The sequence below is a fragment of the Pseudoduganella ginsengisoli genome, assembly GCF_009720865.1.
GTDB classification, from domain to species: Bacteria; Pseudomonadota; Gammaproteobacteria; order Burkholderiales; family Burkholderiaceae_D; genus Rugamonas; species Rugamonas ginsengisoli.
On record NZ_WNLA01000009.1, the window covers coordinates 18,365 to 39,722 of the forward strand.

Annotated in this window: 15 protein-coding genes; 10 read left to right on the forward strand and 5 right to left on the reverse strand. The window is 58.8% G+C overall.

Annotation, left to right across the window (positions count from 1 at the left end; translation table 11 throughout):
* Positions 1–38: 38 nt before the first annotated feature.
* The 3 genes from otnI to GM668_RS14560 form a co-directional block, all read right to left on the reverse strand.
* Positions 39–812 (reverse strand): 2-oxo-tetronate isomerase, encoded by a 774-nt coding sequence (otnI, locus tag GM668_RS14550; protein ID WP_155439687.1) that lies wholly within the window; start codon positions 810–812, stop codon positions 39–41.
* 91 nt (positions 813–903) lie between these two features.
* Complete coding sequence (locus GM668_RS14555) at positions 904–2,421, reverse strand: DEAD/DEAH box helicase (RefSeq protein ID WP_155439688.1); 1,518 nt, start codon at positions 2,419–2,421, stop codon at positions 904–906.
* A 336-nt stretch (positions 2,422–2,757) separates the two neighbouring features.
* The gene (locus GM668_RS14560) at positions 2,758–3,540 is read right to left on the reverse strand and encodes an inositol monophosphatase family protein (RefSeq protein ID WP_155439829.1); all 783 of its coding nucleotides are present in this window, start codon (positions 3,538–3,540) and stop codon (positions 2,758–2,760) included.
* A gap of 164 nt (positions 3,541–3,704) precedes the next feature.
* Here GM668_RS14560 and GM668_RS14565 point away from each other — a divergent pair, with 164 nt between their 5' ends.
* Complete coding sequence (locus GM668_RS14565; protein WP_155439689.1) at positions 3,705–4,487, forward strand: RNA methyltransferase; 783 nt, start codon at positions 3,705–3,707, stop codon at positions 4,485–4,487.
* A 40-nt stretch (positions 4,488–4,527) separates the two neighbouring features.
* Here GM668_RS14565 and GM668_RS14570 read toward each other — a convergent pair whose 3' ends face one another.
* Positions 4,528–5,223, reverse strand: a complete 696-nt coding sequence (locus GM668_RS14570; RefSeq protein ID WP_155439690.1) for a DUF8198 family protein — start codon at positions 5,221–5,223, stop codon at positions 4,528–4,530.
* A 106-nt stretch (positions 5,224–5,329) separates the two neighbouring features.
* Between GM668_RS14570 and GM668_RS14575 the strand changes: the two genes are divergently transcribed.
* The 7 genes from GM668_RS14575 (at position 5,330) to GM668_RS14605 (ending at position 17,009) form a co-directional block, all read left to right on the forward strand.
* On the forward strand, positions 5,330–5,848 hold the full coding sequence (locus GM668_RS14575) for a hypothetical protein (RefSeq protein WP_155439691.1): 519 nt from the start codon (positions 5,330–5,332) through the stop codon (positions 5,846–5,848).
* 6 nt (positions 5,849–5,854) lie between these two features.
* A complete protein-coding gene (locus tag GM668_RS14580) occupies positions 5,855–7,510 on the forward strand; it encodes a GMC family oxidoreductase (RefSeq protein ID WP_155439692.1) in 1,656 nt (551 codons plus the stop codon).
* Between the two features lie 12 nt (positions 7,511–7,522).
* A complete protein-coding gene (locus GM668_RS14585; RefSeq protein WP_155439693.1) occupies positions 7,523–8,443 on the forward strand; it encodes an esterase/lipase family protein in 921 nt (306 codons plus the stop codon).
* A gap of 156 nt (positions 8,444–8,599) precedes the next feature.
* Complete coding sequence (locus GM668_RS14590; protein WP_155439694.1) at positions 8,600–10,084, forward strand: PAS domain-containing sensor histidine kinase; 1,485 nt, start codon at positions 8,600–8,602, stop codon at positions 10,082–10,084.
* Between the two features lie 31 nt (positions 10,085–10,115).
* The gene (locus tag GM668_RS14595) at positions 10,116–13,742 is read left to right on the forward strand and encodes an EAL domain-containing protein (protein ID WP_170305646.1); all 3,627 of its coding nucleotides are present in this window, start codon (positions 10,116–10,118) and stop codon (positions 13,740–13,742) included.
* Positions 13,743–13,749: 7 nt separating this feature from the next.
* Positions 13,750–14,517, forward strand: coding sequence for a substrate-binding periplasmic protein (locus GM668_RS14600; protein ID WP_155439831.1), 768 nt, complete (start codon positions 13,750–13,752; stop codon positions 14,515–14,517).
* A gap of 206 nt (positions 14,518–14,723) precedes the next feature.
* Positions 14,724–17,009: a hypothetical protein gene (locus tag GM668_RS14605; RefSeq protein ID WP_155439695.1), complete on the forward strand. Its 2,286-nt coding sequence runs from the start codon at positions 14,724–14,726 to the stop codon at positions 17,007–17,009.
* 139 nt (positions 17,010–17,148) lie between these two features.
* Here the strand turns inward: GM668_RS14605 and GM668_RS14610 are convergent, their stop codons facing one another.
* Complete coding sequence (locus GM668_RS14610) at positions 17,149–19,137, reverse strand: SDR family oxidoreductase (protein WP_155439696.1); 1,989 nt, start codon at positions 19,135–19,137, stop codon at positions 17,149–17,151.
* Between the two features lie 196 nt (positions 19,138–19,333).
* Between GM668_RS14610 and GM668_RS14615 the strand changes: the two genes are divergently transcribed.
* Complete coding sequence (locus GM668_RS14615; RefSeq protein ID WP_155439697.1) at positions 19,334–19,969, forward strand: phasin family protein; 636 nt, start codon at positions 19,334–19,336, stop codon at positions 19,967–19,969.
* Between the two features lie 136 nt (positions 19,970–20,105).
* A complete protein-coding gene (locus tag GM668_RS14620) occupies positions 20,106–21,335 on the forward strand; it encodes a patatin-like phospholipase family protein (protein WP_155439698.1) in 1,230 nt (409 codons plus the stop codon).
* The last annotated feature ends 23 nt before the right edge of the window (positions 21,336–21,358 follow it).

Sequence of the window (21,358 nt, forward strand, 5' to 3'; positions counted from 1 at the left end):
ATTTACCGGTTGTTGCGCAGACGCAAGTTTCCTCGCGATTACAGCTGCTTGAGCCAGCCCAGTCCTTCGGTGGTGCCGGCGCGCGGATTGTATTCGCAGCCGATCCAGCCGTCATAGCCCAGTTCATCGAGCAGCTTGAACAGGAACGGGTAGTGGATTTCACCTGTGCCGGGCTCGTGGCGGCCTGGCGTGTCCGCCAATTGCATGTGGCCGATGCGGGGCAGATGCGCACGGATGGTATTGGCCAGTTCGCCTTCCATGCGCTGCATGTGGTAGATGTCGTATTGCAGCAACAGGTTGGGGCGGTCGCATGCCGCCATGATGTCGAGCGCCTGCTGGCTGCGGTTGAGGAAGTAGCCCGGCATGTCGTACGAATTGATGGGTTCGATCATGACGTCGATGCCGTGCTTGCGGCATTGGTCTGCCGCGAATTGCAGGTTGCCGATGTAGGTTTCGCGGGCCCGTTCCAGGTCCAGGCCATGGGGCACTTTGCCGGCCATGCAGTGCAGGCGCGTGACTTCCAATTCCGTGGCGAAATCAATTGCCAGTTGCACGCCATCGCGGAATTCATCGCTGCGGCGGGGATCGCACGCCATGCCACGGTCGCCCGCATTCCAGTCGCCGCACGGCATGTTATGCAAGACCAGTTTTAATTGGTGGCGGTGCAGGCGGTCCGCGATCTGGTCGGGATCGAACGCATACGGGAACAGGAATTCAACCGCATCGAAGCCGGCTTCGCGGGCGGCGGCAAAACGGTCCAGGAAGGGCTGCTCGGTGAACAGCATCGACAGGTTGGCGGCAAATTTGGGCATGGCACGTCCTGTTGAGATTTAACAGGGCGCTATCGTAATCCAAATTGCCGCCGGGTGCAGGGCCGCGCCGTGTGGCCGGCGCGGCTGGGGATCAGCGTTCGCCGCCGCCCGTGCGTTGCTGCTGGCCGCCGCGCGGAGCGTGGCGTGGGCCGTTCGACGCGCCCTGGCTGCGGCCGCCCGGTGCGCCGTTACGGTTGCCGTTTGGTGCGCCATTGCGGCCCTGGCTGCCTGCACTGCGGTTGCCATTGGGCGAGCCTGCGCGCGCCTGGCCGCCCGCATTGCGGTTGCCATTGGCTGCACCAGGCGCACGGCCCTGGCCGCCACCTGCATTCGCGCGGGCCTGGCCATTGCCGCCATTGCCACCCGCATTGCGGTTGCCGCCGCCGTTGCCCTGGCGCGGGTTGCGGTGGTGGCCGGTGCCGCTGCGCAGCTGGATCGGTTGCGGCTTGGCCGTTGGATCCGGTTCAAAGCCTGGAATCACTTCGCGCGGCAAGGTTTGCTTGATGAGCTTTTCAATGTCTTTCAACATCACGTGTTCATCGACGCACACCAGCGATACGGCTTCACCAGTGGCGCCGGCGCGGCCCGTGCGGCCGATACGGTGCACGTAATCTTCCGGCACATTCGGCAAGTCATAGTTGACCACGTGCGGCAACTGGTCGATGTCGATGCCGCGCGCCGCGATATCGGTGGCCACCAGCACTTGCAAGGTGCCATCCTTGAATTCCGACAGCGCACGGGTGCGGGCCGACTGGCTCTTGTTGCCGTGGATGGCCATGCCATTGATGCCGTCGCCGCCCAGCTGTTCCACCAGTTTGTTGGCGCCGTGCTTGGTGCGGGTGAATACCAGCACTTGCGTCCACTTGTGCGTGCGGATCAGGTGCGACAGCATCTGGTGTTTCTTGTCGCGGTCGACCGGGTGGATTTTCTGTGAAATGATTTCCACGGTCGAATTGCGGCGCGCCACTTCAATGGTGGCGGGGTTATTCAGCAAGCCATCAGCCAGCGCCTTGATTTCATCCGAGAACGTGGCCGAGAACAGCAAGTTCTGGCGCTTTGGCGGCAAGGCTGCCAGCACTTTGCGGATGTCGCGGATAAAGCCCATGTCGAGCATGCGGTCGGCTTCGTCCAGCACGAGGATTTCAATCTTCGACAGGTCGATGGTGTTTTGCGCCATGTGGTCCAGCAGGCGGCCAGGAGTCGCCACCAGGATATCCACGCCGTGGCGCAATTGCTTGATTTGCGGGTTGATGCTGACGCCGCCAAAGATCACGGCTGAATTCAGCTTCGTGTATTTGCCATAAACGCGCACGCTTTCTTCCACCTGGGCCGCCAGTTCGCGGGTCGGCGTCAGGATCAGCGCGCGGATCGGGCGCGTCGACGTCGTGTTGGTCAGCTTGGCGCCGTTGGCATCAGTGGACAGGCGGTGCAAGAGGGGCAGCGTGAAGCCGGCCGTCTTGCCAGTGCCGGTTTGTGCGCCGGCGAGCAGATCACCACCGTTCAGAACGGCTGGGATCGCTTGAGTCTGGATCGGCGTTGGCGTCGTGTAACCGGTTTCAGCAACCGCGCGAACGATGGAATCAGACAGACCAAGTGTATTAAAGGACATGTTAACTTTTGGTTAATATCAAGCAAGCGCCGGATGGGCGCTACGCTATCAGTTTGCTAGGGTGTCAGCCGGGCATAAGGCTGGGTGGAGCCGCCCGGCGAGTATAACAGTAGTCGCGCAAGATTTATTGCGCGAAGGCAATAATGAAGGGGTCAGCCCCCTTTTATTTTGTAACAGAATTACAGAATGTTGTTTGAATAGTACAGGTGACCGGTTTTGTCCTGGACCTCTGACTAAGAGAATGGTTCAAAATGTCTGCAGCTAGGCGCAGCGCCGCAGACAGTGCACTAGCACGGCAAGGCGCCGCAACAACGCAGCAGGCTTTTTGAAACGTTCTTAGGCAAACTCTGCCAGCAGGCCAACCATTTGACCAAACACTTTCGGGCTGCCGGCAATGATGTGGCCTTTGTGCAGGTAGTCGGATTCACCGTTGAATTCCGCGACGATACCGCCCGCTTCGGAAACCAGCAGCGAGCCTGCAGCGATATCCCATGGATTCAGGTTTTTCTCATAGAAGCCATCCAGGCGGCCGCAGGCCACGTAAGCCAGGTCCAGTGCTGCGGAACCTGCGCGGCGCACGCCCTGGCAGCGTTCAGCCATGATGCCGTACATCTTCAGGTATTCCGTCAGGGCGGCAGGGTTGCCGGTTTTGTAGCCGGTCGCGATCAGCGCGTTGGCAATGCGGTCCAGCTTGCCCACACGGATACGCTTTTCATTCAGGTAAGCGCCGGCGCCTTTGGTGGCGGTGAACAAGTCGTTGCGGGACGGGTCGTAGATGACGGCTTGCGTGATGACGCCTTTGGTTTGCAGGGCGATGGAAACCGCGTACTGCGGGAAGCCGTGCATGAAGTTGGTGGTGCCGTCCAGTGGATCGATGATCCACACATTCTCGGTATCGTCGTTCACGTTTGCGGAAGCGCCAGACTCTTCGCACAGGAAGCCATGGTCAGGGTAAGCCTTGGACAGCACATCAATGATTGCCTCTTCGGCGGCACGGTCAACGTCGGTGACGAAGTCGTTATGGTTTTTTTCGGTAACAATAACGCGCTCGAGGTCGAACGTAGCGCGGTTGATAACGGCGGCGGCGCGGCGGGCGGCTTTTACCGCCGTATTGATCATTGGGTGCATGTGAGCTTCCGTAAAAAAACGCATTGCCCGCCCGGCGCAAAGCACCCTGGCAGGTTAGCGTGTGAACAAGAATGAGAAAGAGCAGGCGGAATCGAATTCGGGCGCCAAATTGGCTACAATGCCCGCTTCGAAAACGCGTAATTGCGCTATTTTAAATGAACCTGCCTCAAAACACAGCATCGATCTTCACCCGCCTGCGAATTGTTCTTGTAGAAACTAGCCGTCCTGGCAACATTGGCTCCGTGGCTCGGGCAATGAAAACCATGGGATTTTCTGATCTGGTGCTGGTCAATCCCCGCTTTGACGGGGCATTGCAACATGAGGAAGCCGTGGCGTTTGCCAGCGGCGCGCAAGATATCCTGTCATCGGCCCGGATCGTCGGCTCTATGGGGGAGGCGCTGGACGGCGTGAATTTCGCGGCAGCCGTGTCGGCCCGCTTGCGCGAATATTCGCCGCCGGTGCTGACGCCCCGCGCGGTGGCGGAGCAGGTGGCGGCGCAGCCGGAATTAAACGCGGCGCTCATCTTCGGCAATGAACGTTTTGGCTTGCCCAATGAAATCGTGGAAAAAGCCAACGTGCTGATCAATATTCCCGCCAACCCGGAATACTCATCGCTGAACCTGGCGCAGGCGGCGCAAGTGCTGACTTATGAGTGCCGCATGGCGGGGTTGGCGGGGCAGCAAGCTCCCGAGGCGCGTGCGCCCGGCAATGGCGGGGTGATTGGCTTCCAGGGCGAAGCGGCATCGGCGGCGCAAATCGATGGCATGTATACGCACCTGGAGCAGGCGCTGGTGGAAGTGGGATTCCTGGACGCAAACAATCCCCGCAAATTGATGCCGCGGCTGAAACGGCTGTTTGCCCGCACCCAGCTGGAGACGGAAGAAGTCAACATCTTGCGCGGCATAGCGCGGCAGATTCTTGTGCGCTGCAAATCCTGAAAGTTGCAAATCCGGTTAGTGCCTGGCACCACTATGCAAACTAAGCAACGCTGAACGGTTCCGGGTCGCCTTGATAACAGCGCTTTAAGATCTCCCGCTCCCGCCGCGTAATCGTCGCCACGAACTCTTGCGGTTTCTTCATCTTGCGGAACGCATTAAAGCCCCGCTCCAGAAAACGCTGCAAGCTGCCTAGTCCCGCCACCCTGGCCGGCCCCCGCATCAGCACTAACGTGCCGTACAGCATCGGGATGCGCACCAGTTCACTGAGCGAGTCGCCCAGCCTTTGCACCAGATCCAGCTGCCGCTCGCGGTCCGCGCGCGTCATTGCGTGGCGGTACGCCTCTATATATTGTTGCTCTGTAAATTCCGGCCCCAGTAATTTCGCCATCGCCGTATCCAGCCGTTCCGCCAGCGCATCGAGGCTCATGGCGTCCGTCATGGTCTGCAGTGCATCGGCAGGCAGCACGCGCAACATGGTGGGCGCAATGCGTTCCAGGTCGACGTCGCGCTGGCTCAGGTCGTGCGTGCCATACAGTTCTTCGAGGAAAAACATGACGGCATCATGCGTGTCGCCACGCATCAAGTCGGCGTGCGTGGCGGCCAGGCGTTCACTTTGAAACGATTTCAACGCAAGGCGGGCGGAATGCAGCGCGGGGTCGTTACCGGCAGCCTTGCGCTCCAGGCGGGCGTCGCGCAATTGGATTTCCAGGGGGCTGAGCGTATTCTTTTTCTTCATGGGGCGAGTTTTTACCAGAAGTCCGCTGGAGGATGGCCTCTATTTTTGGCTCCCAAGGTCATTAGTGTCCTGTCGTACACTAAAAAATACAAGAATTGGAGACATCATGACAAATCGCAGAACCTTCCTGAAGGCCGGGGTCCTGGGCGCCCTGGTCCTGGCGGCAGGCGGGGCCGTGTATCGCAAGGTACAGGGCCCGCCGGCGCTGGCCCCGTACCGCCTGGACGGTGGCGCCCGCACAGTATTGACCGCCATCGTGCCTGCCATCCTCGGTCCCATGTTGCCCGCAGGCGGCGCCGACCGTGCCGCCGCCATTGCGCGCACCGTCGATGGCGTGCAGGGCGCTGTGGCGACCTTGCCGCTGGTCACGCAAAAGGAAATCCAGGATTTGTTCGGCTTGCTGTCGCTGGCGCCGGCGCGCCGTCTGCTGGCCGGTGTCCCCGCATGGGAAGAAGCGTCCGCGGACCAGGTGTCGGCTTTCCTGCAAGGCTGGCGCACACACCGCCTGGGCCTGCTGCGCGGCGCCTATGCGGCTTTACACGACCTGGTGCTGGGCGCCTGGTATGCACAACCGGACGCGTGGGCGGCAATTGGCTACCCGGGCCCGATCAAGGAACTGAGCTGAGGAACCATGGCAACTATCCCTGTACAAACCCAGACTGGCAGTTCCGTGATTCCGGACCCGATCAAGGCAGGCTTGCAGCGCGGCTGGAAAGTCACGGACTGCTCGGCATTGCAGCAAGACCAGGCCATCGAAGCCGACGTCGCCATTATCGGCAGCGGCGCCGGCGGCGGTGTGACGGCGGAAATCCTGACGCTGGCCGGCTTGAATGTCGTCATCCTGGAAGAAGGACCGTTGAAGTCGTCGAGCGACTTCAAAATGCGCGAAGCGCAGGCGTACCCGACGCTGTACCAGGAAGGCGCAGCGCGCAAGACGCGCGACAAAACCATCAACATCTTGCAAGGCCGCACGGTGGGCGGCACCACGGTCGTCAACTGGACGTCGAGCTTCCGCACGCCGGAAGATACGCTCAATTACTGGCAATCGCAGTTCGGCCTCAAGGATTATTCCAAGGATGCGATGGCGCCATGGTTCGACATGATGGAGCAGCGCCTGCACGTGGCCAAGTGGGAAGTGCCGCCCAATGAAAATAACAGTTTGCTGGCCAAAGGTTCGGAAAATCTGGGCGTGCCGACCGACACCATCCGCCGCAACGTCAACGGTTGCTGGAACCTCGGCTATTGCGGCATGGGTTGCCCGACCAATGCCAAGCAATCGATGCTGGTGACGACCATTCCTTCCGCGCTCGACCATGGCGCACGCCTGCTGCACCATGCCCGCGCGTGGCAACTGGCGTTCAACGGCGATCAAGTCGACCACGTGGTCGTGCAGGCGATGGCGGCCGACGGCATGGCGCCGACCGGCAAGTTCGTCACCGTGCGCGCGAAACACTACGTGCTGGCCGGCGGCGCCATCAATAATCCGGGCTTGCTGCTGCGCTCGAAGGCGCCGGATCCGCACGGCTTGATCGGCCGCCGCACGTTCCTGCATCCGACCATTGCGTCGGCCGCGCTGTTTGAACAAAAAGTCGAAGGGTATTCGGGCGCACCGCAATCCGTGTATTCCGACCACTTCCTGCACCGCGATGCGGTCGACGGTCCTGTCGGCTACAAGCTGGAAGTGCCGCCGCAACATCCGGTGCTGATGTCGACCACGCTGCAAGGCTTTGGCCAGGCGCACGCGGACATGATGCGCCAGTTCCCGCACGTGCATACGATCCTGGCGCTGCTGCGCGATGGTTTCAATCCTGATTCCGTTGGCGGCACCGTGGGCCTCAACGATTACGGCTTGCCGGTGCTGCATTATCCGATCACGCCGGCCGTGTGGGACGGCGTGCGGCGCGCATTGCTGACCATGGCTGAAATCCAGTTTGCCGCCGGGGCGAAAAGCGTCTTGCCGGTACACGAGCAGGCGCAGTCGTACACCAGCTGGGAACAGGCGAAAGCCGCCATCAACGCGCTGCCGATGCAAGACCATTTGATGCGCGTCGTATCGGCGCACGTGATGGGGGGCTGCGGCATGGCGTCCGATCCGTCCAAGGGTGTCGTCGATGGCAATGGGCGCTACTTTGGCGTGCAGAATCTGTCGGTCCACGATGGCTCGCTGTTCCCCACGTCGATCGGCGCCAATCCGCAATTGTCGATCTATGGCGTCACGGCGCGGCTGGCAAGCCGTCTGGCGGAAAGCCTGGGCAAGCAGGCGCCCAGGCTGAACGCGGCAGCATAAAGGAACGCCGCCATGGCCCGCCTGCTGCTTGCCATCATCATGCTGATCCAGCTGGCGGCTGCGCTGGCCATCGGCTGGGGTGTCCTGCACTGGTGGCCGCAGGGCGGGCCGTGGGGCGCCGCGTTGCTGGCGCTGGCCTTCGTGGCCATCGTGCGGCTGGCCATCAACCTCAATAACTTTGCCATGGCGGCGCGCGCCGCCAGCGTCACGCCGGAAGAACACCGGCTTGACTGGCGCGGGGCGCTGCGCCTGTTTTACACGGAATTCCGCGCGTCGATGCTGACCACGTCGTGGCACATGTTGCGGCCCAACCGCAACTTGCATCTCGCTACTGGCGTGCCTGTCCTATTGGTGCATGGCTATGGCTGCAACAGCGGCTACTGGGTGCATTTGTCGGCCCGCTTGAAGCAGGCCGGCATCAGCCATATGGCGCTGGACCTGGAGCCGGTTGCCGGCAGCATCGATGACTATGCGGAGCGCATACATGAAGCATTGGCGCGGCTGTGCAAGGCAGCCGGCAGCCCCCGCGCCATCATCGTTGCGCACAGCATGGGCGGCCTGGCCAGCCGCGCGTACCTGCGGCGTCATGGCGCAGACAAAGTCGCCAAAGTCATTACCCTCGGCACGCCGCACCACGGCACGGCGCTGGCCAATTTCGGCCCCGGCGTCAATGCCGGCCAGATGCGCCTGGGGTCTCCGTGGCTGGCTGCGCTGGCTGCCAGCGAAACGCCGGAAACCCGCGCCTTGTTCGTGTCACTGTGGTCGCATCACGACAATATCATTGCGCCACAGGATTCCTCTTTTTTGCCGGGCGCGCGCAATATCGCGTTCGGCGGCATCGGCCACGTCGCCCTCGGCGCGGACAAGCGTGTATTAAGCGCCGTTCTGAATGAAATCGCTTCAGTTAGCAACGAATTCAATTGCGCGCAATAGAATAGACAGCATGCTAATCGTTAGGTAGACTGCATTAAGAGTTGGCAACAAATAGTAATCACGAAAATCCCCTTCCGCAGTGAGAATTGGTGAGTTTTCTCGCACCATGTTGCTGTATGGTTATTGTATGTGCCAATGCACTACCGGGGTGAACCGATGGCAACAGATTTCGCTAAGCTGATCCTGGATGAAACGCCGGACGCCGTCATTGTGACCACGCCGGACGGCGAAGTTGTTTACTGGACGCGCGGCGCCCAATCCGTGTTTGGCTACACCGGCGAAGAAGCGCTGGGCCGTACGTTGGCCAGCCTGATTGTCCCGCCCGATATGGTGGAAGCCGAGCGGCGCGTTTTGCGCCAGACCTTGACCCATGGCAACGCCAGCTACGAATCGCTGCGGCGCGCCCGCGATGGTGCGCTGGTGTACATCGACAGTTCCGCCAAAGCCGTGCGCAATGCGTATGGCACCATTGAATACATCTTGTGGAATAAGAAAGACGTCACGCAACTGAAAGTGCTGCGCGACGCCAAGCTGGTGGAGGCGCACTTTGGCAATGTGCTCGAATCCACGCCGGACGCCATAGTCATGGCCAATGCGGCAGGCAGGGTCGTACTGGCCACCAGCCGCGCTTACGCCATGTTCGGCTATGAACCGGGCCAGTTGCGCGGCCAGCCGCTGGAAAACCTGATGCCGGTGCGCTTCCGCAATGCCCACGCCCGCCACCGCGACCATTATTTCGCGCAGCCGCAATCGCGCCAAATGGGCGCGGGCCGCCATTTGTTTGGCTTGCGCAAAAACGGCGAAGAATTTCCGATCGAGATCAGCCTCAGCCCCATCAAGACGGAAGAGGGCACGTTGATCATGAGCGCGATCCGCGATATCACGGAGCGCAAAAACATCGAGCAGGCGCTGTATGAAAAAAACCTGGCGCTGGCGCAGGCCAACCAGGCCAAGGACCGCTTCCTGGCCAGCATGTCGCATGAATTGCGCACGCCATTGAACGCTATCCTGGGCTTTACGGGCACCTTGCTGATGTGCCTGCCGGGGCCGCTGACGGACGAACAGGAGCGGCAGCTGCGCACGATACAAGGCAGCGCGCGCCAGTTGCTGGTGCTGATAAATGATTTGCTGGACTTGACCAAAATCGCGTCGGGTAAAGTGGAGTTGCAATTGCAGCCCGTCGGGTGCCATGCGTTGCTGGCGGAATTGCTGGCCGAATTCCGGCCGCAGGCGCAGCGCAAAGGCTTGGCGCTCGATTACATGGCGCCGGACCGCGACTTGACCGTGCACGGCGACCGCCGGGCGCTGCTGCAAATCCTTGGCCACCTGGTGGGCAACGCCATCAAATTCACTGAACATGGTACTGTGCAGGTGATCCTGGCGCGCAGCGAGATCCGCGGGCGCGCTTTTGCCGCGATCAGCGTCAGCGATACTGGCGCTGGCATCAGCCCCGACATGCAAGGCCGCTTATTCGAGGCATTCAGCCAGCTTGGCAGCGGGGAGCGGCAACAGGCCGAAGGCGCCGGCCTGGGCTTGCACCTGTGCCAAAAGCTGGCCAAGTTGCTGGATGGAGAAATACAGTTTGAAAGCCGCCATGGCGAGGGCAGTGTGTTTACGCTGGCAGTACCGCTGCAACAATGAGTGATGAGTTGAATTAACCGGGAGTAGTACTGTGTCCGCGCGCATCTTAATTATTGAAGACAACCCGACCAACATGGAGTTGATGACCTACCTGTTGAATGCCTTCGGCTATACAGCATTGATGGCGCATGACGGGGAACAGGGTGTCGCCATGGCGCGCCAGGAATTGCCGGACCTGATTATCTGCGATGTGCACTTGCCCAAGCTCGACGGTTATGGCGTGGTGGCGCAATTGAAGCAAGACCCGGCCTTGCGCCCGATTCCCACGCTGGCGGTGACGGCGCTGGCCATGGTGGGCGACCGCGAGCGCCTGCTGGCGGCCGGTTTTGACGGCTATATCGGCAAACCCATTGAACCCGATACGTTTGTCACGCAAATCGAGTCTTTCTTGCCGGGGGAGATGTCGCCCCAGGCTAAAACCGACATCTCGACGATCCTGATTGTTGATGACCATGTGTTGAACCGGGAGTTCCTGATGACCCTGTTGGGTTATGGGGGCCACCGTTTGCTGGAAGCGGCCAATGGCGTGGAAGGCTTGCGCATGGTGAAGCAGGAAAAGCCGGACCTGGTGATTTCCGACATCCTGATGCCGAATATGGATGGCTATGAATTCGTCACGCGCATGCACCGCGACCCGGAAACCGCCACTGTGCCCGTGATTTTTTACACGGCGACATACCGCGAGCGGGAAGCCATGGCCGTGGCCGATGCGTGCGGCGTGCGCTGGGTATTGCCGAAACCGTCCGACCCGGACGTGATTTTAAAAACCGTGCATGAAGCGCTGGGCGTCACAGCGGCTGAGCAAGACGCCGTGCCGGCCTTTGCACCGGAGCCGCCCAGCAATGGCCGCTTCATGAACCTGGACCACCAGGTGGCGGAATACCTGGGCGAAGTGGAGTCGTCGAGCCAGTTGATTACGCAGCTCGCTGGCGAATCGCCGGAACCGGAAGCGGAACATTTGAGCCAGATGACGGCGCGGCTGTCGCATTCGCTGTCGAGCCTGCAGGCAGTGAGTTTGCGCCTGACGGCGCTGATTGAGCTGGGCATTGAACTGGGGGCGGAGCGCGATCCGCAAGCGCTGATTGAAATCGGCTGCCGTGTCGCGCAAAACATTTGCGTGTCGCGCTATGCGTGCATCGGCGTGCTGGAGCCGGGCGCGGCCAGCCTCAGTTATTTCGCAAGCTGCGGCGTGGGCCAGCAGGCGCGTTTGATTTTCACCGCGCCGCGCGCCGGCGTGCTGGCAAATTTGCTGCAGCAGCGCCAGCCGATCCGCATCGACTCGTTGCCGGGTAACCCGGATGCGATTGGCTTGCCAGAGTCGCATCCCGCCGTGCATTCGTTCCTTGGCGTGCCGCTGGCGTCCAGTGAACACGTGCATGGCTGGCTATACCTGGCCGACAAGCTGGGCGTCGACAGTTTTTCCGAAGTCGATGAACGGGTGGCTGTGACGGTGGCGGCGCAAGTGGCCGTCGCCTATGAAAACCTGCAGCTGTACGACCAGATCAAGCGCCACCATGCGCAGCTGCAGCAAGACATGAATGCGCGCATCCGCCTCGATGAAGACTTGCGCCGCTTCCGCCTGGCGATGGACGCCACGGCTGATGCGATTTTCCTCGTGGACCGCGCATCGAATACGTTTGTCGACGTGAATGCCACGGCATGCCGCATGCTGGGCTATCTGCGCGACGACTTCCTGAAGGTGGGGCCGGAACGTTCGCATGACCCGGAACTGGCGCGGCTGGAAGATTTATATGACAAGCTGCTGGCGGGCGACCAGAGTGGCGCCATGGCGGAAATGCTGTTGCAGCGCAAGGATGGCTCGCCATTGTCGGTGGAAGTGCAGCGCCGCACCCTGCGTTCAGGGCAGAACTGGATTTTAGTGGCCGTGGCGCGCGACATCACAGAGCGCAAGGAGGCGGAACAGCGCCTGTTGAAACTGGCGCACTTCGACACGCTGACGGGCTTGCCGAACCGCAGCCAGTTCTATGATTCGCTCAGCCATTCGCTGCATCAGGCGGCTGAACATAAGTGGGCGCTGGCCGTGCTGTTCCTCGACATGGACCGCTTCAAGAACATCAACGATACCCTGGGCCACACCATCGGCGATGAATTGCTGCGCCAGTTCTCCAGCCGCCTGGTCGATTGCCTGCGCGTGCGCGACACCATCGGCCGCTTTGGCGGCGATGAATTTGCCGCGATTTTGATGTTGCCGGAAGGCGCGCAAAACGCGATTGCCGTGGTCGATAAGATCCGCGACGCGATGCGCCGCCCGTTTGATTTGAAAGGCCATGAAGTCACCGTCACGGCCAGTATCGGTATTTCCGTGTTCCCCGATGACGGCCAGGATGCAGACACCTTGATCCAGTATGCCGATACCGCCATGTACCGCGCCAAGGAAGCGGGACGCGATGCATTCCGTTTCTTCACGGCGGAAATGAACGCGCAATCGCTGGCGCGGCTCGACATGGAAAATGCGCTGCGCCGCGCCATCGACAATGGCGAATTCATTTTGTATTACCAGCCTAAAGTCGATATCAACACGGGCCGCATCAGCGGCGCGGAAGCGCTGATCCGCTGGAGCCGTCCGGGCCACGGCATGGTGTCGCCGGCGCTGTTTGTGCCGCTGCTGGAAGAGACGGGGCTGATCGTCAAGGTTGGCACGTGGGTGATCCATGAAGCGTGCCGCAAGATCGCGGAATGGAGCCGTTCGCGCATCGGCAACGTCAAGCTGTCGGTCAACGTGTCGGGCATCCAGTTCTTTGTCGGAGGGCTGGAAGAAGAAGTGCTGAAGGCTATCAAGGAGCACGATATCGCGCCGGAATTGCTGGAACTGGAATTGACGGAATCGTCGCTGATGTCGAATGCGGAAGACACGATCACTGTGCTGCAAAACTTGAAGGCGCTGGGAATCCAGATTTCCATCGACGATTTCGGCACCGGCTATTCGTCGCTGGCTTACCTGAAGCGGTTCCCGATCGACAAGCTGAAAATCGATATCGCATTCGTGCGCGAAGTCACCAGCAATCCGGACGATGCGGCCATTGTGCTGGCCATCATCAACATGGCGCACAGCTTGAAATTGCACGTGATTGCGGAAGGCGTGGAAAAAGACGCGCAGCTGGCATATCTGCGCCGCCATGGCTGCGATGAAATGCAGGGGTATTATTTCAGCCGTCCATTGCCGGAACAGGAATTTGAATTGATGCTGCGCGATGGCAAATGCCTGCAGGCGCCGGTGGAAGAGCACCAGGTCGAGCAGCAAACCTTGCTGATTGTCGATGACGACCACTTCATGCTGGAAGTGCTGTCGGACTTCCTGGCGCAAGACGGCTACCGCATCTTGACGGCGCAAACTGCTGCCGAAGGCTTTGACTTGCTGGCCCGCAACCGCGTGCAAGTGATCTTGTGCGACCAGTGCATGCCGATGATGAGCGGTACGGAATTCATGGAGCGCGTGAAAAACCTGGCGCCCGATACGTTCCGCATCATGCTGTCCGCTTATGCCGACCTGACGCCGATCATGGCGGCCATCAACCACGGCGCCATCGACCGCTTCTATACGAAGCCGTGGAAGGGCGCCGTGCTGCGGGAAAATATCAAGGAAGGGTTCCGGTTGCATGCACAGCTGTATGGCGCATCGGCTGCACGGGTGAATTGACGTGAAGATGGCCCGCTGCGCCGTTTTCTTGCTGGCGCTGCTGTGCAGTATTGCCATGGCGGCAGAAGCCGATCTGCCCTTGCGGATATTCGGCATGGATAGCCGGCCCGTCAGCTTCATCGAAGATGGCAAACCCACGGGGCTGGTGGTGGAGTTGGCGCAGGAAGTGCAGCGGCGGCTGGGACGCAGCGATCCTATTGAAATCGTGCCGTGGATACGGGCGCTGTCGATTGCAAAGAATGACCGCCGCGTACTGTTGCTGTCCATTGTGCCGACGCCGGAACGGTCGAAAACCATGGTGTATGCGGGGCCGCTGTTCCTCGTCAAGGTTGCTGTCTTTGCGCGGGCCGACCGGGCGGAAGCGCTGCGTGCCGCAGGCCACGATTTGAAAGCCTGGCGCACCGGTGCGCGCCGCGGCAGCATCTTTGCCCATGTGGCGCAGCGCGAAGGCTTCAGCCTGACTGATGAAACCAACAGCTCCGACCTAGGTGCGCGCATGCTGATGCAGGGGCGGTTCGACTTATGGGTGGAAGGCGAGGAAACGGCAGGTGTGGCGCTGGAGCATATGGGCTACCGGCGCAGCGATGTGGTTTTACTGCGTACGCTGAGTACGGAAGATGTGTTTTTTGCGTTCACCAGCGATACGCCGCAGGAACTGGTGCGGGCGTGGAATGACGCGCTGCGCGACATGAAGCGCGATGGAACGTTCCTGCGCATTCACCGCAAATGGCTGCCGGCGCAGCAGTTGCCGACGGATATGCGGCAGCCAAAATAAAAAAGCCTGCCAGCTAAATTTCCTTGGGTGCAACAATTATCCATCTGGCATTGAGGTAACCCGGGCCGTTCTTTGGTTGTTCCCGCAAGGAAGGTTTTAATTTGCTGCTATGTATCTGTTAGGAAAAACAAAATAACCGGGTTAAACTTTGAGTTGGAACCTATCGCCAGGAGTGGTTCAGTCCTGCTAACCAAGTCAATCAGTTCATGAGCAACCCGCCCATCCGTCATATTCATCTTCTAGGCTTTATCGAAGAGGTTCGCCATATTCACACAAATATGCCAGACCGTCGTTTTTGCTTCCTGCTGGGAGCTGGTGCATCTAAGATGTCCAGCATTCCAACGGCTGGCGAACTTGGCCTTGAGTGGTTAAAGAAAATTCACAAAGAGCGTGGCGGAATTGCCGAGAATTTTGGGCAATGGCTCAGCGAAGGAGCGCACGGGATCGACGGCCTTCCGCCTGGTACCAGCGTTGCAGATATTACTTCGTTCGCGGCTGCATACCCAGCCATTTACCAGGCGAAATGGAGTCATGACCGCGCTCAAGGTCATGCTGAGCTTGAGCGCCATATCGAGGCAGCTACACCCAGTTATGGTTATTACGCGCTGGCGGAAATTCTGAATTCCGATAGTCCTGATTCGCCGTCACGTCACAACGTGGTCATTACTCCAAATTTCGACAATCTTCCTGCCGAAACGTTAGGTGCGCTTGGCAAAAAAATTCCAATTGTCATCGGTCACAGCGCCATAGCTAATTTTGCACGGCCGACGCTCCGGAGACCGTTGATAATTAAGTTTCACCATGACTTTTTGCTGGGGCCCAAAAGTTCACCAACGGAAGTAGACGACATGGACAAAGGGTATTCCAAAGCCTTGGTGGAAATCTTTCGCCTTTACACACCTATCGTCATTGGTTACGGTGGGAATGATGGTTCGTTGATGAAATTACTTGAGGAGCTTCCCTCCGAATCTATTCCCGGCGGCATTCAATGGTGCTGGCGCAAGGGGGACCCGCCAAGTGACCGGATTAAGGCTGTCGTTGCAGCACAGGCGGGGGCACTAATCGAAATCCCTGGGTTCGATGAATTGATGGCGCTACTAGAGGAGCCGTTTGGAAATGTCTTTAATCCCGATAAATTGTGCGAGCGCGCAGATCTGCGCGCACAAGAACTTAGAAAAGCAAAAGAGCGCCTGACCGAGAAAGCTGAAGGTGACATTTCCGGTTCTTCTGCTTCCCTTGAACTAAGTGGAGGAGTCCCTAGTCAGAACGTTACCGCGACAGCTAGCGCTGAATCTTCAGCGGTACTTGACGCTCTGAATGTCAGGGTACCTCTCTCCAATCTGACTGAACCAGAGAAGTCAGGTCCATCAGCTTGGTGGCATTGGCAGAAGCGCATCAATGTAGCGACGGACGCAATTGAAAAAGAACGATTGTACAAAGAAGGTCTTGACGCGGTCGGAAATGTGCCTCAATTACTTAGTCAGTATGCAATTTTCCTTCACACCCAGCTAAATGACACTGCACGGGCGCAGGACTATTTCCTGAGGGCTATCGCTGCTGACCCCACTAATGCTAATTATTTGGGCAACTACGCAAGATTTCTGAGAGCACTGGATAAAGATGACGCATTGATAGGCGAATTTTATCGAAAAGCTATTGCAGCAGATGCAAACCATGCCCGCAACCTTGGTAGCTATGCAATCTTTCTTACAGAGAAACTGAACGATGATGTGCAGGCTGAAGAGTATTTTTTGAAGGCAATCGCCGTAGACCCTAGCAACGTCACCAATCTTGGCAATTACGCGCTTTTTCTTGAGAAGCGGCGGAACGATGATGCAAAGGCTGAGGAATACTATCTGAGGGCTATCGGTGAAGATCCCAACCACGCTCACACCCTTGGTAACTACGCATCATTCCTTGCAAAGCGGGGCAATGACATTTCGCGGGCGGAGGATTTCTATCGAAAAGCAATTGCTGCAGATAACGGCAACGCAGCAACTCTCGGCAGGTATGCACTCTTCCTCAAAAAGTGGCGTAATGATGAAGTAAGTGCCGAGGAATACTTTCTGAAGGCTATTGCTGCGGCTCCCGATAACCCGGACAATCTCATAAACTATGCTCAATTCTTGATTGCCGTTGCAAGGTTCAACGATGCGGCTGTGGTTGCCGCACATGCCTCAGCTTTATTAGCAAATGAGGTGACTATGAGGGCCTGTGAACTGGCATTTTCGTGTTGGCTAATTGCGTTGGTTACCGGAAAAGATGGGCTACCGGCAATTGGGCGTCTCAAAGCGATCCTTCTGTGCAGTTTTGAGCGCACTTCTTGGAGTTTCGACGATGTGTTGGGAGCTTGCGCACCTAAGCTCACACCTGACCAAAACAGGCTGGCCAATAAATTGGCCGCTGCCATCTTAGATGCATCCAAACTGGTGGATCTCGATGTTGAGCTGGATTGGAATAAGGTTCAACCTATTTCCTTAGATGAGCCCTAGCCGTGTTCTTAAAGTGAAAAGTCTGCATCAGTCGGGCACTACATGCGAAGCTATGCATCGCTACAAAGAAAGGGTGTAAAAACGCCGGCCCGGTTTCCCAGGGCCGGCGTCAGCAGGCATACGCTTCAGGCGGCAAAGCTTAGAAATGCACCCCGCGCAGCAATTGCTGCATGGCGATCTGCTCCGACGACATTTGCGGCGCCTTCTTGCCATCCACGCCCTTGGCGGCTTCCGAATCCGGGAACATGCGGAACGTGGTGTTCAGCACGATCTGCGCCACGCGCGGCATCAGCGCGTGCAATACCTGGCCAAAGATACCCACGCGGGTGGCAATGCGCACCGGCTTCCACACGATGGCTTCCGCGATCAGGTCGCCTGCTTCTTCCGGCGACAGGGTCGGCACGTTCTGGTAGATCTTGGTTGGTGCAATCATCGGCGTGCGCACCAGCGGCATGTTGATGGTGGTGAACTTGATGCCCAGGTCTTGCAGTTCAGACGACGCGCAGCGGGTCCACGCGTCCAGCGCGGCTTTCGAGGCCACATACGCGGAGAAACGCGGCGCATTGGTCAGCACGCCGATCGAGGAAATGTTGATCACGTGGCCGCGTTTCTTTGCCGTCATCGATGGCATCAGCGCCATCGTCAAACGCAGCGCACCAAAGTAATTCAACTGCATCGTGCGTTCGAAGTCGTGGAAGCGGTCATACGATGATTCAATTGCGCGGCGGATCGAACGGCCCGCATTGTTGACCAGCACATCGACGCCGCCATGGTTTTCCAGCAGCACTTTGGCGAAGCGGTCGATATCGGCCATGTCGGACAAGTCGGCCGCATACGTGATCAGCTCGAAGCCGCGCTCTTCCACTTCTTTCTTCGCTTCCGCCAGCTTGGCTTCATCGCGGCCGCAAATAATCGTGATGGCGCCGGCTTCCGCCAGCTTGTGGGCAGCGGCCAGGCCGATGCCGGACGAACCGCCCGTCACCAGCACGACCTTGCCGGCCACCTGGCCGCGCAGCGTGTGGTCGATGAACAGGTCCGGGTCCAGGTTGCGTTCCCAGTAATCCCATACGGGCGCCGCGTAGCTTTCTAGCGGCGGGCACGAAATGCCCGTGCCTTTCAATGCCTTGGCCGTATCGCGGTTGTCGAAGCGGGTAGGGTAGTTGATGAAGCCCATCAAGTCTGGCGGCAGGCCCAGGTCTTTCATGACGGCATCGCGCACGCGGCGCACCGGCGTCAGCGCCATCACGCCTTTCTTGATGGATTTTGGAATAAAGCCAAACAGCGCCGCATTGATGCGGATACTCATGGTCGGCGCATGCGCAGCGCGGCAGAAGATATTCAATACTTCGCCCACGCGCAGCGGTTCCGGGTCCGTCAGGTGGAATGCGCGGCCATCCAGATCCGGCTGGTGCGAAATGTGGTGCATGGCGTTGACCACATAATCAACCGGCACGATATTAATGCGGCCACCTTCAATACCAATGGTGGGCATCCATGGCGGCAGTAATTGGCGGATGCGCTGGATCAGCTTGAAGAAATAATACGGACCGTCGATTTTATCCATTTCGCCGGTCTTGGAATCGCCCACGACCATGCCGGGGCGATATACGCGCCACGCGCCTTTGGTTTCCTGGCGGACGATTTTTTCAGATTCGTGTTTGGTGGCGAAATAGGGATGGTCGAGGTTTTCTGCCTCGTCAAACATATCTTCGCGGAAAATGCCTTCAAACATGCCGGCAGCGGCAATCGAGCTCACGTGGTGCAGGATGCCGGCCTGGATCGCATTGGCGAATTCCACTGTATTGCGGGTGCCTTCGACATTGACGGCCATTTGTTCATCGGCATCGGCCAGCATGTCATAAATGGCGGCCAGATGATAAAAATGATCGATATTCTTGCTCAGTTGCTTGATATCGTCTTTGGAGACACCCAGTTTAGGACTACGCAAATCGCCGAATACGGGAATAGCACGCGCTTTACTGACACCCCAGTATTCGTAGAGCGCTGGCAGCTTGTCGCTGCTGCTTTCACGCATCAGGAAATAGACTACGCTGCCTTTCTTTTCCAGCAGTTTCCTGACCAGGCGTTTGCCGATAAATCCAGTCGCTCCGGTAACAAAGTATTGCATTAAGTCTCTCCTTTATTCTTAAGTATCGACAACCCAGCAATCATTACAGGACAGGCAACAATTGGCAAGCACTGTTGCTCGGTTCATTAGAACGCCTACTCTACCCCATTAGAAGCCCATCTCTAGAAATGACCCCTAAAATGTTTTCATCGCAAGGAACGATCCGATTAAACGAAAGACTCTTTAGGAGCTTACTATGGCAAAGAAACTGAAATCCCTGGCAGCAAAAGAAGACGACAAGCAACTGGCAAGTGCAGTGCGTAACTCCGCACAACAAATCTGGCAAGCCGGCCTGGGTGCATTCGCTAAAGCTCAGGAAGAAGGCGGCCGCGTTTTTGCCAAGCTGGTAAAAGAAGGCACCGCGTTGCAAAAGCGTACCCGTGATCTGGCCGAAGATAAAGTATCTGAAGTGCGCGAAACCGTGAGCGGCGTTGGCAAGCAGGCTGCCGGTTCGTGGGACAAGCTGGAGCAAGTGTTTGAAGAGCGCGTTTCCCGCGCCCTGGGCTCGATCGGCGTGCCAACCCAGAAAGACGTTCAAGAATTGAACAAGCGCGTTGAAGCGCTGACCAAGGCCGTGGAAGAACTGACCGGCAAGAAGATCGTTGTTGCTGCCGCCAAGCCTGCTGCGAAAGCTGCCAAGCCTGCTGCTGCCAAGAAGCCTGCCGCCAAAAAAGCTGCCGCGCCGAAAGCCGAAGCGCCAGCCAAAAAGCCAGCGGCCCGCAAGCCTGCGGCCAAGAAAGCTGCCGCACCGAAAGCTGCTGCCGCGCCTAAAGCTGCCGCCATTGCTTTCCCAACCGCCGCTTCCGTCAGCGAAGCCGCCAAGGCAGCTTAAGCAGGCCGTACTACAAGTTCCCTCGGTCCTCCTCCCCCGGCCCGCTTGCGGGCCGGGTCCGAGGGAATTTGCTACAGGCCTGCCGCGTGCGGGCCTTTTGCGTTTTCGGCCGCTTATCCGGCATTAATGGAATTACATGCCCGCAGAACAGAAACAACAAGATAACGAGACGAAGCCACCGGTGAAAATCGGGCTGGCGCTGGCAGGTGGCGGTCCGCTTGCCGTGGTATATGAAATCGGTGCGCTGGCTGCCATTGCGGAAGCCATCGAAGGACTGGATTTAAATAAGGCCGACATTTACGTCGGCGTCAGCGCCGGGGCCGTGATTACGTCCGCCCTGGCCAATGGCGTAACGCCGCACCAGATGTGCCGGCTGTTCGTGGAAAGCGACGTGGAAGCTGCCGAAGGGGCGCTGCTATTCCGTCCGGAAACCCTGCTGCGCCCCGCGCTGCGGGAATTGGCCAAGCGCGCCCGCACCGTGCCCCGTTTGCTGGCCGGCAGCCTGCTGCACTATGCGCGCAACCGCAAAAGCCTGGCCGGCTCATTCGAGCGCATGAAAGAAGCGCTGCCTGCCGGCTTCCTGTCAGCGGATTCGCTGGGCCGCTACCTGGAATCTGTATATAGCCAGGCTGGCCGCACCAATGATTTCCGCAAGCTGGGGCGCAAGCTGATTATTGTCGCCACCGACCTCGATACCGGCAAAGCCGTGCGCTTTGGCGAAGCCGGCTGGGACAGCACGCCGATCTCGACCGCCGTGCAAGCCAGCGCCGCCGTGCCCGGCTTATTCCCGCCAGTGGAAATCAATGGCCACCATTTTGTCGACGGCGCTTTGCGCAAAACCATGCACTCGTCGATTGCGCTGGAAGAGGGCGTGGAATTGCTGTTGCTGGTCAATCCCATTGTTCCGTATAACGCCCGCTTTAAAGCCGGTGCAGGCAAGCTGGTGAATGGCGGCCTGATCGACGTGTTGTCGCAGACTATCCGCTCGATCTTGCATTCGCGGCTGGAAACCGGCCTGGCCAGCTATCAGGTCAGCCATCCGCACGTGGATATATTGTTGTTTCAGCCCAGTGAAACCGACGCCGAATTATTCTTTACGGCGATGTTCAGCTACAACAACCGGCGCCACACGTGCGAACAAGCCTATCAGCATACGCGCCAGGCATTGTGGCAACAGCGCCACAACCTGGCCCCGAAACTGGCCCGCCACGGCATGCGCCTGCGGGAATCTGTCTTGCAAGATAAAAGTCTGCGCCTCGTCAGCGACCAGCCGCCCCGCAAGTCGTTGCTGGAGCTCGATGCCGCGCTGACTGACCTGGAACGTTACTTGAGGGTGGTTCATGGCGTTGAAGCTCAACAGGAATAGCACTGTGGAAAGCAATGCTTCGG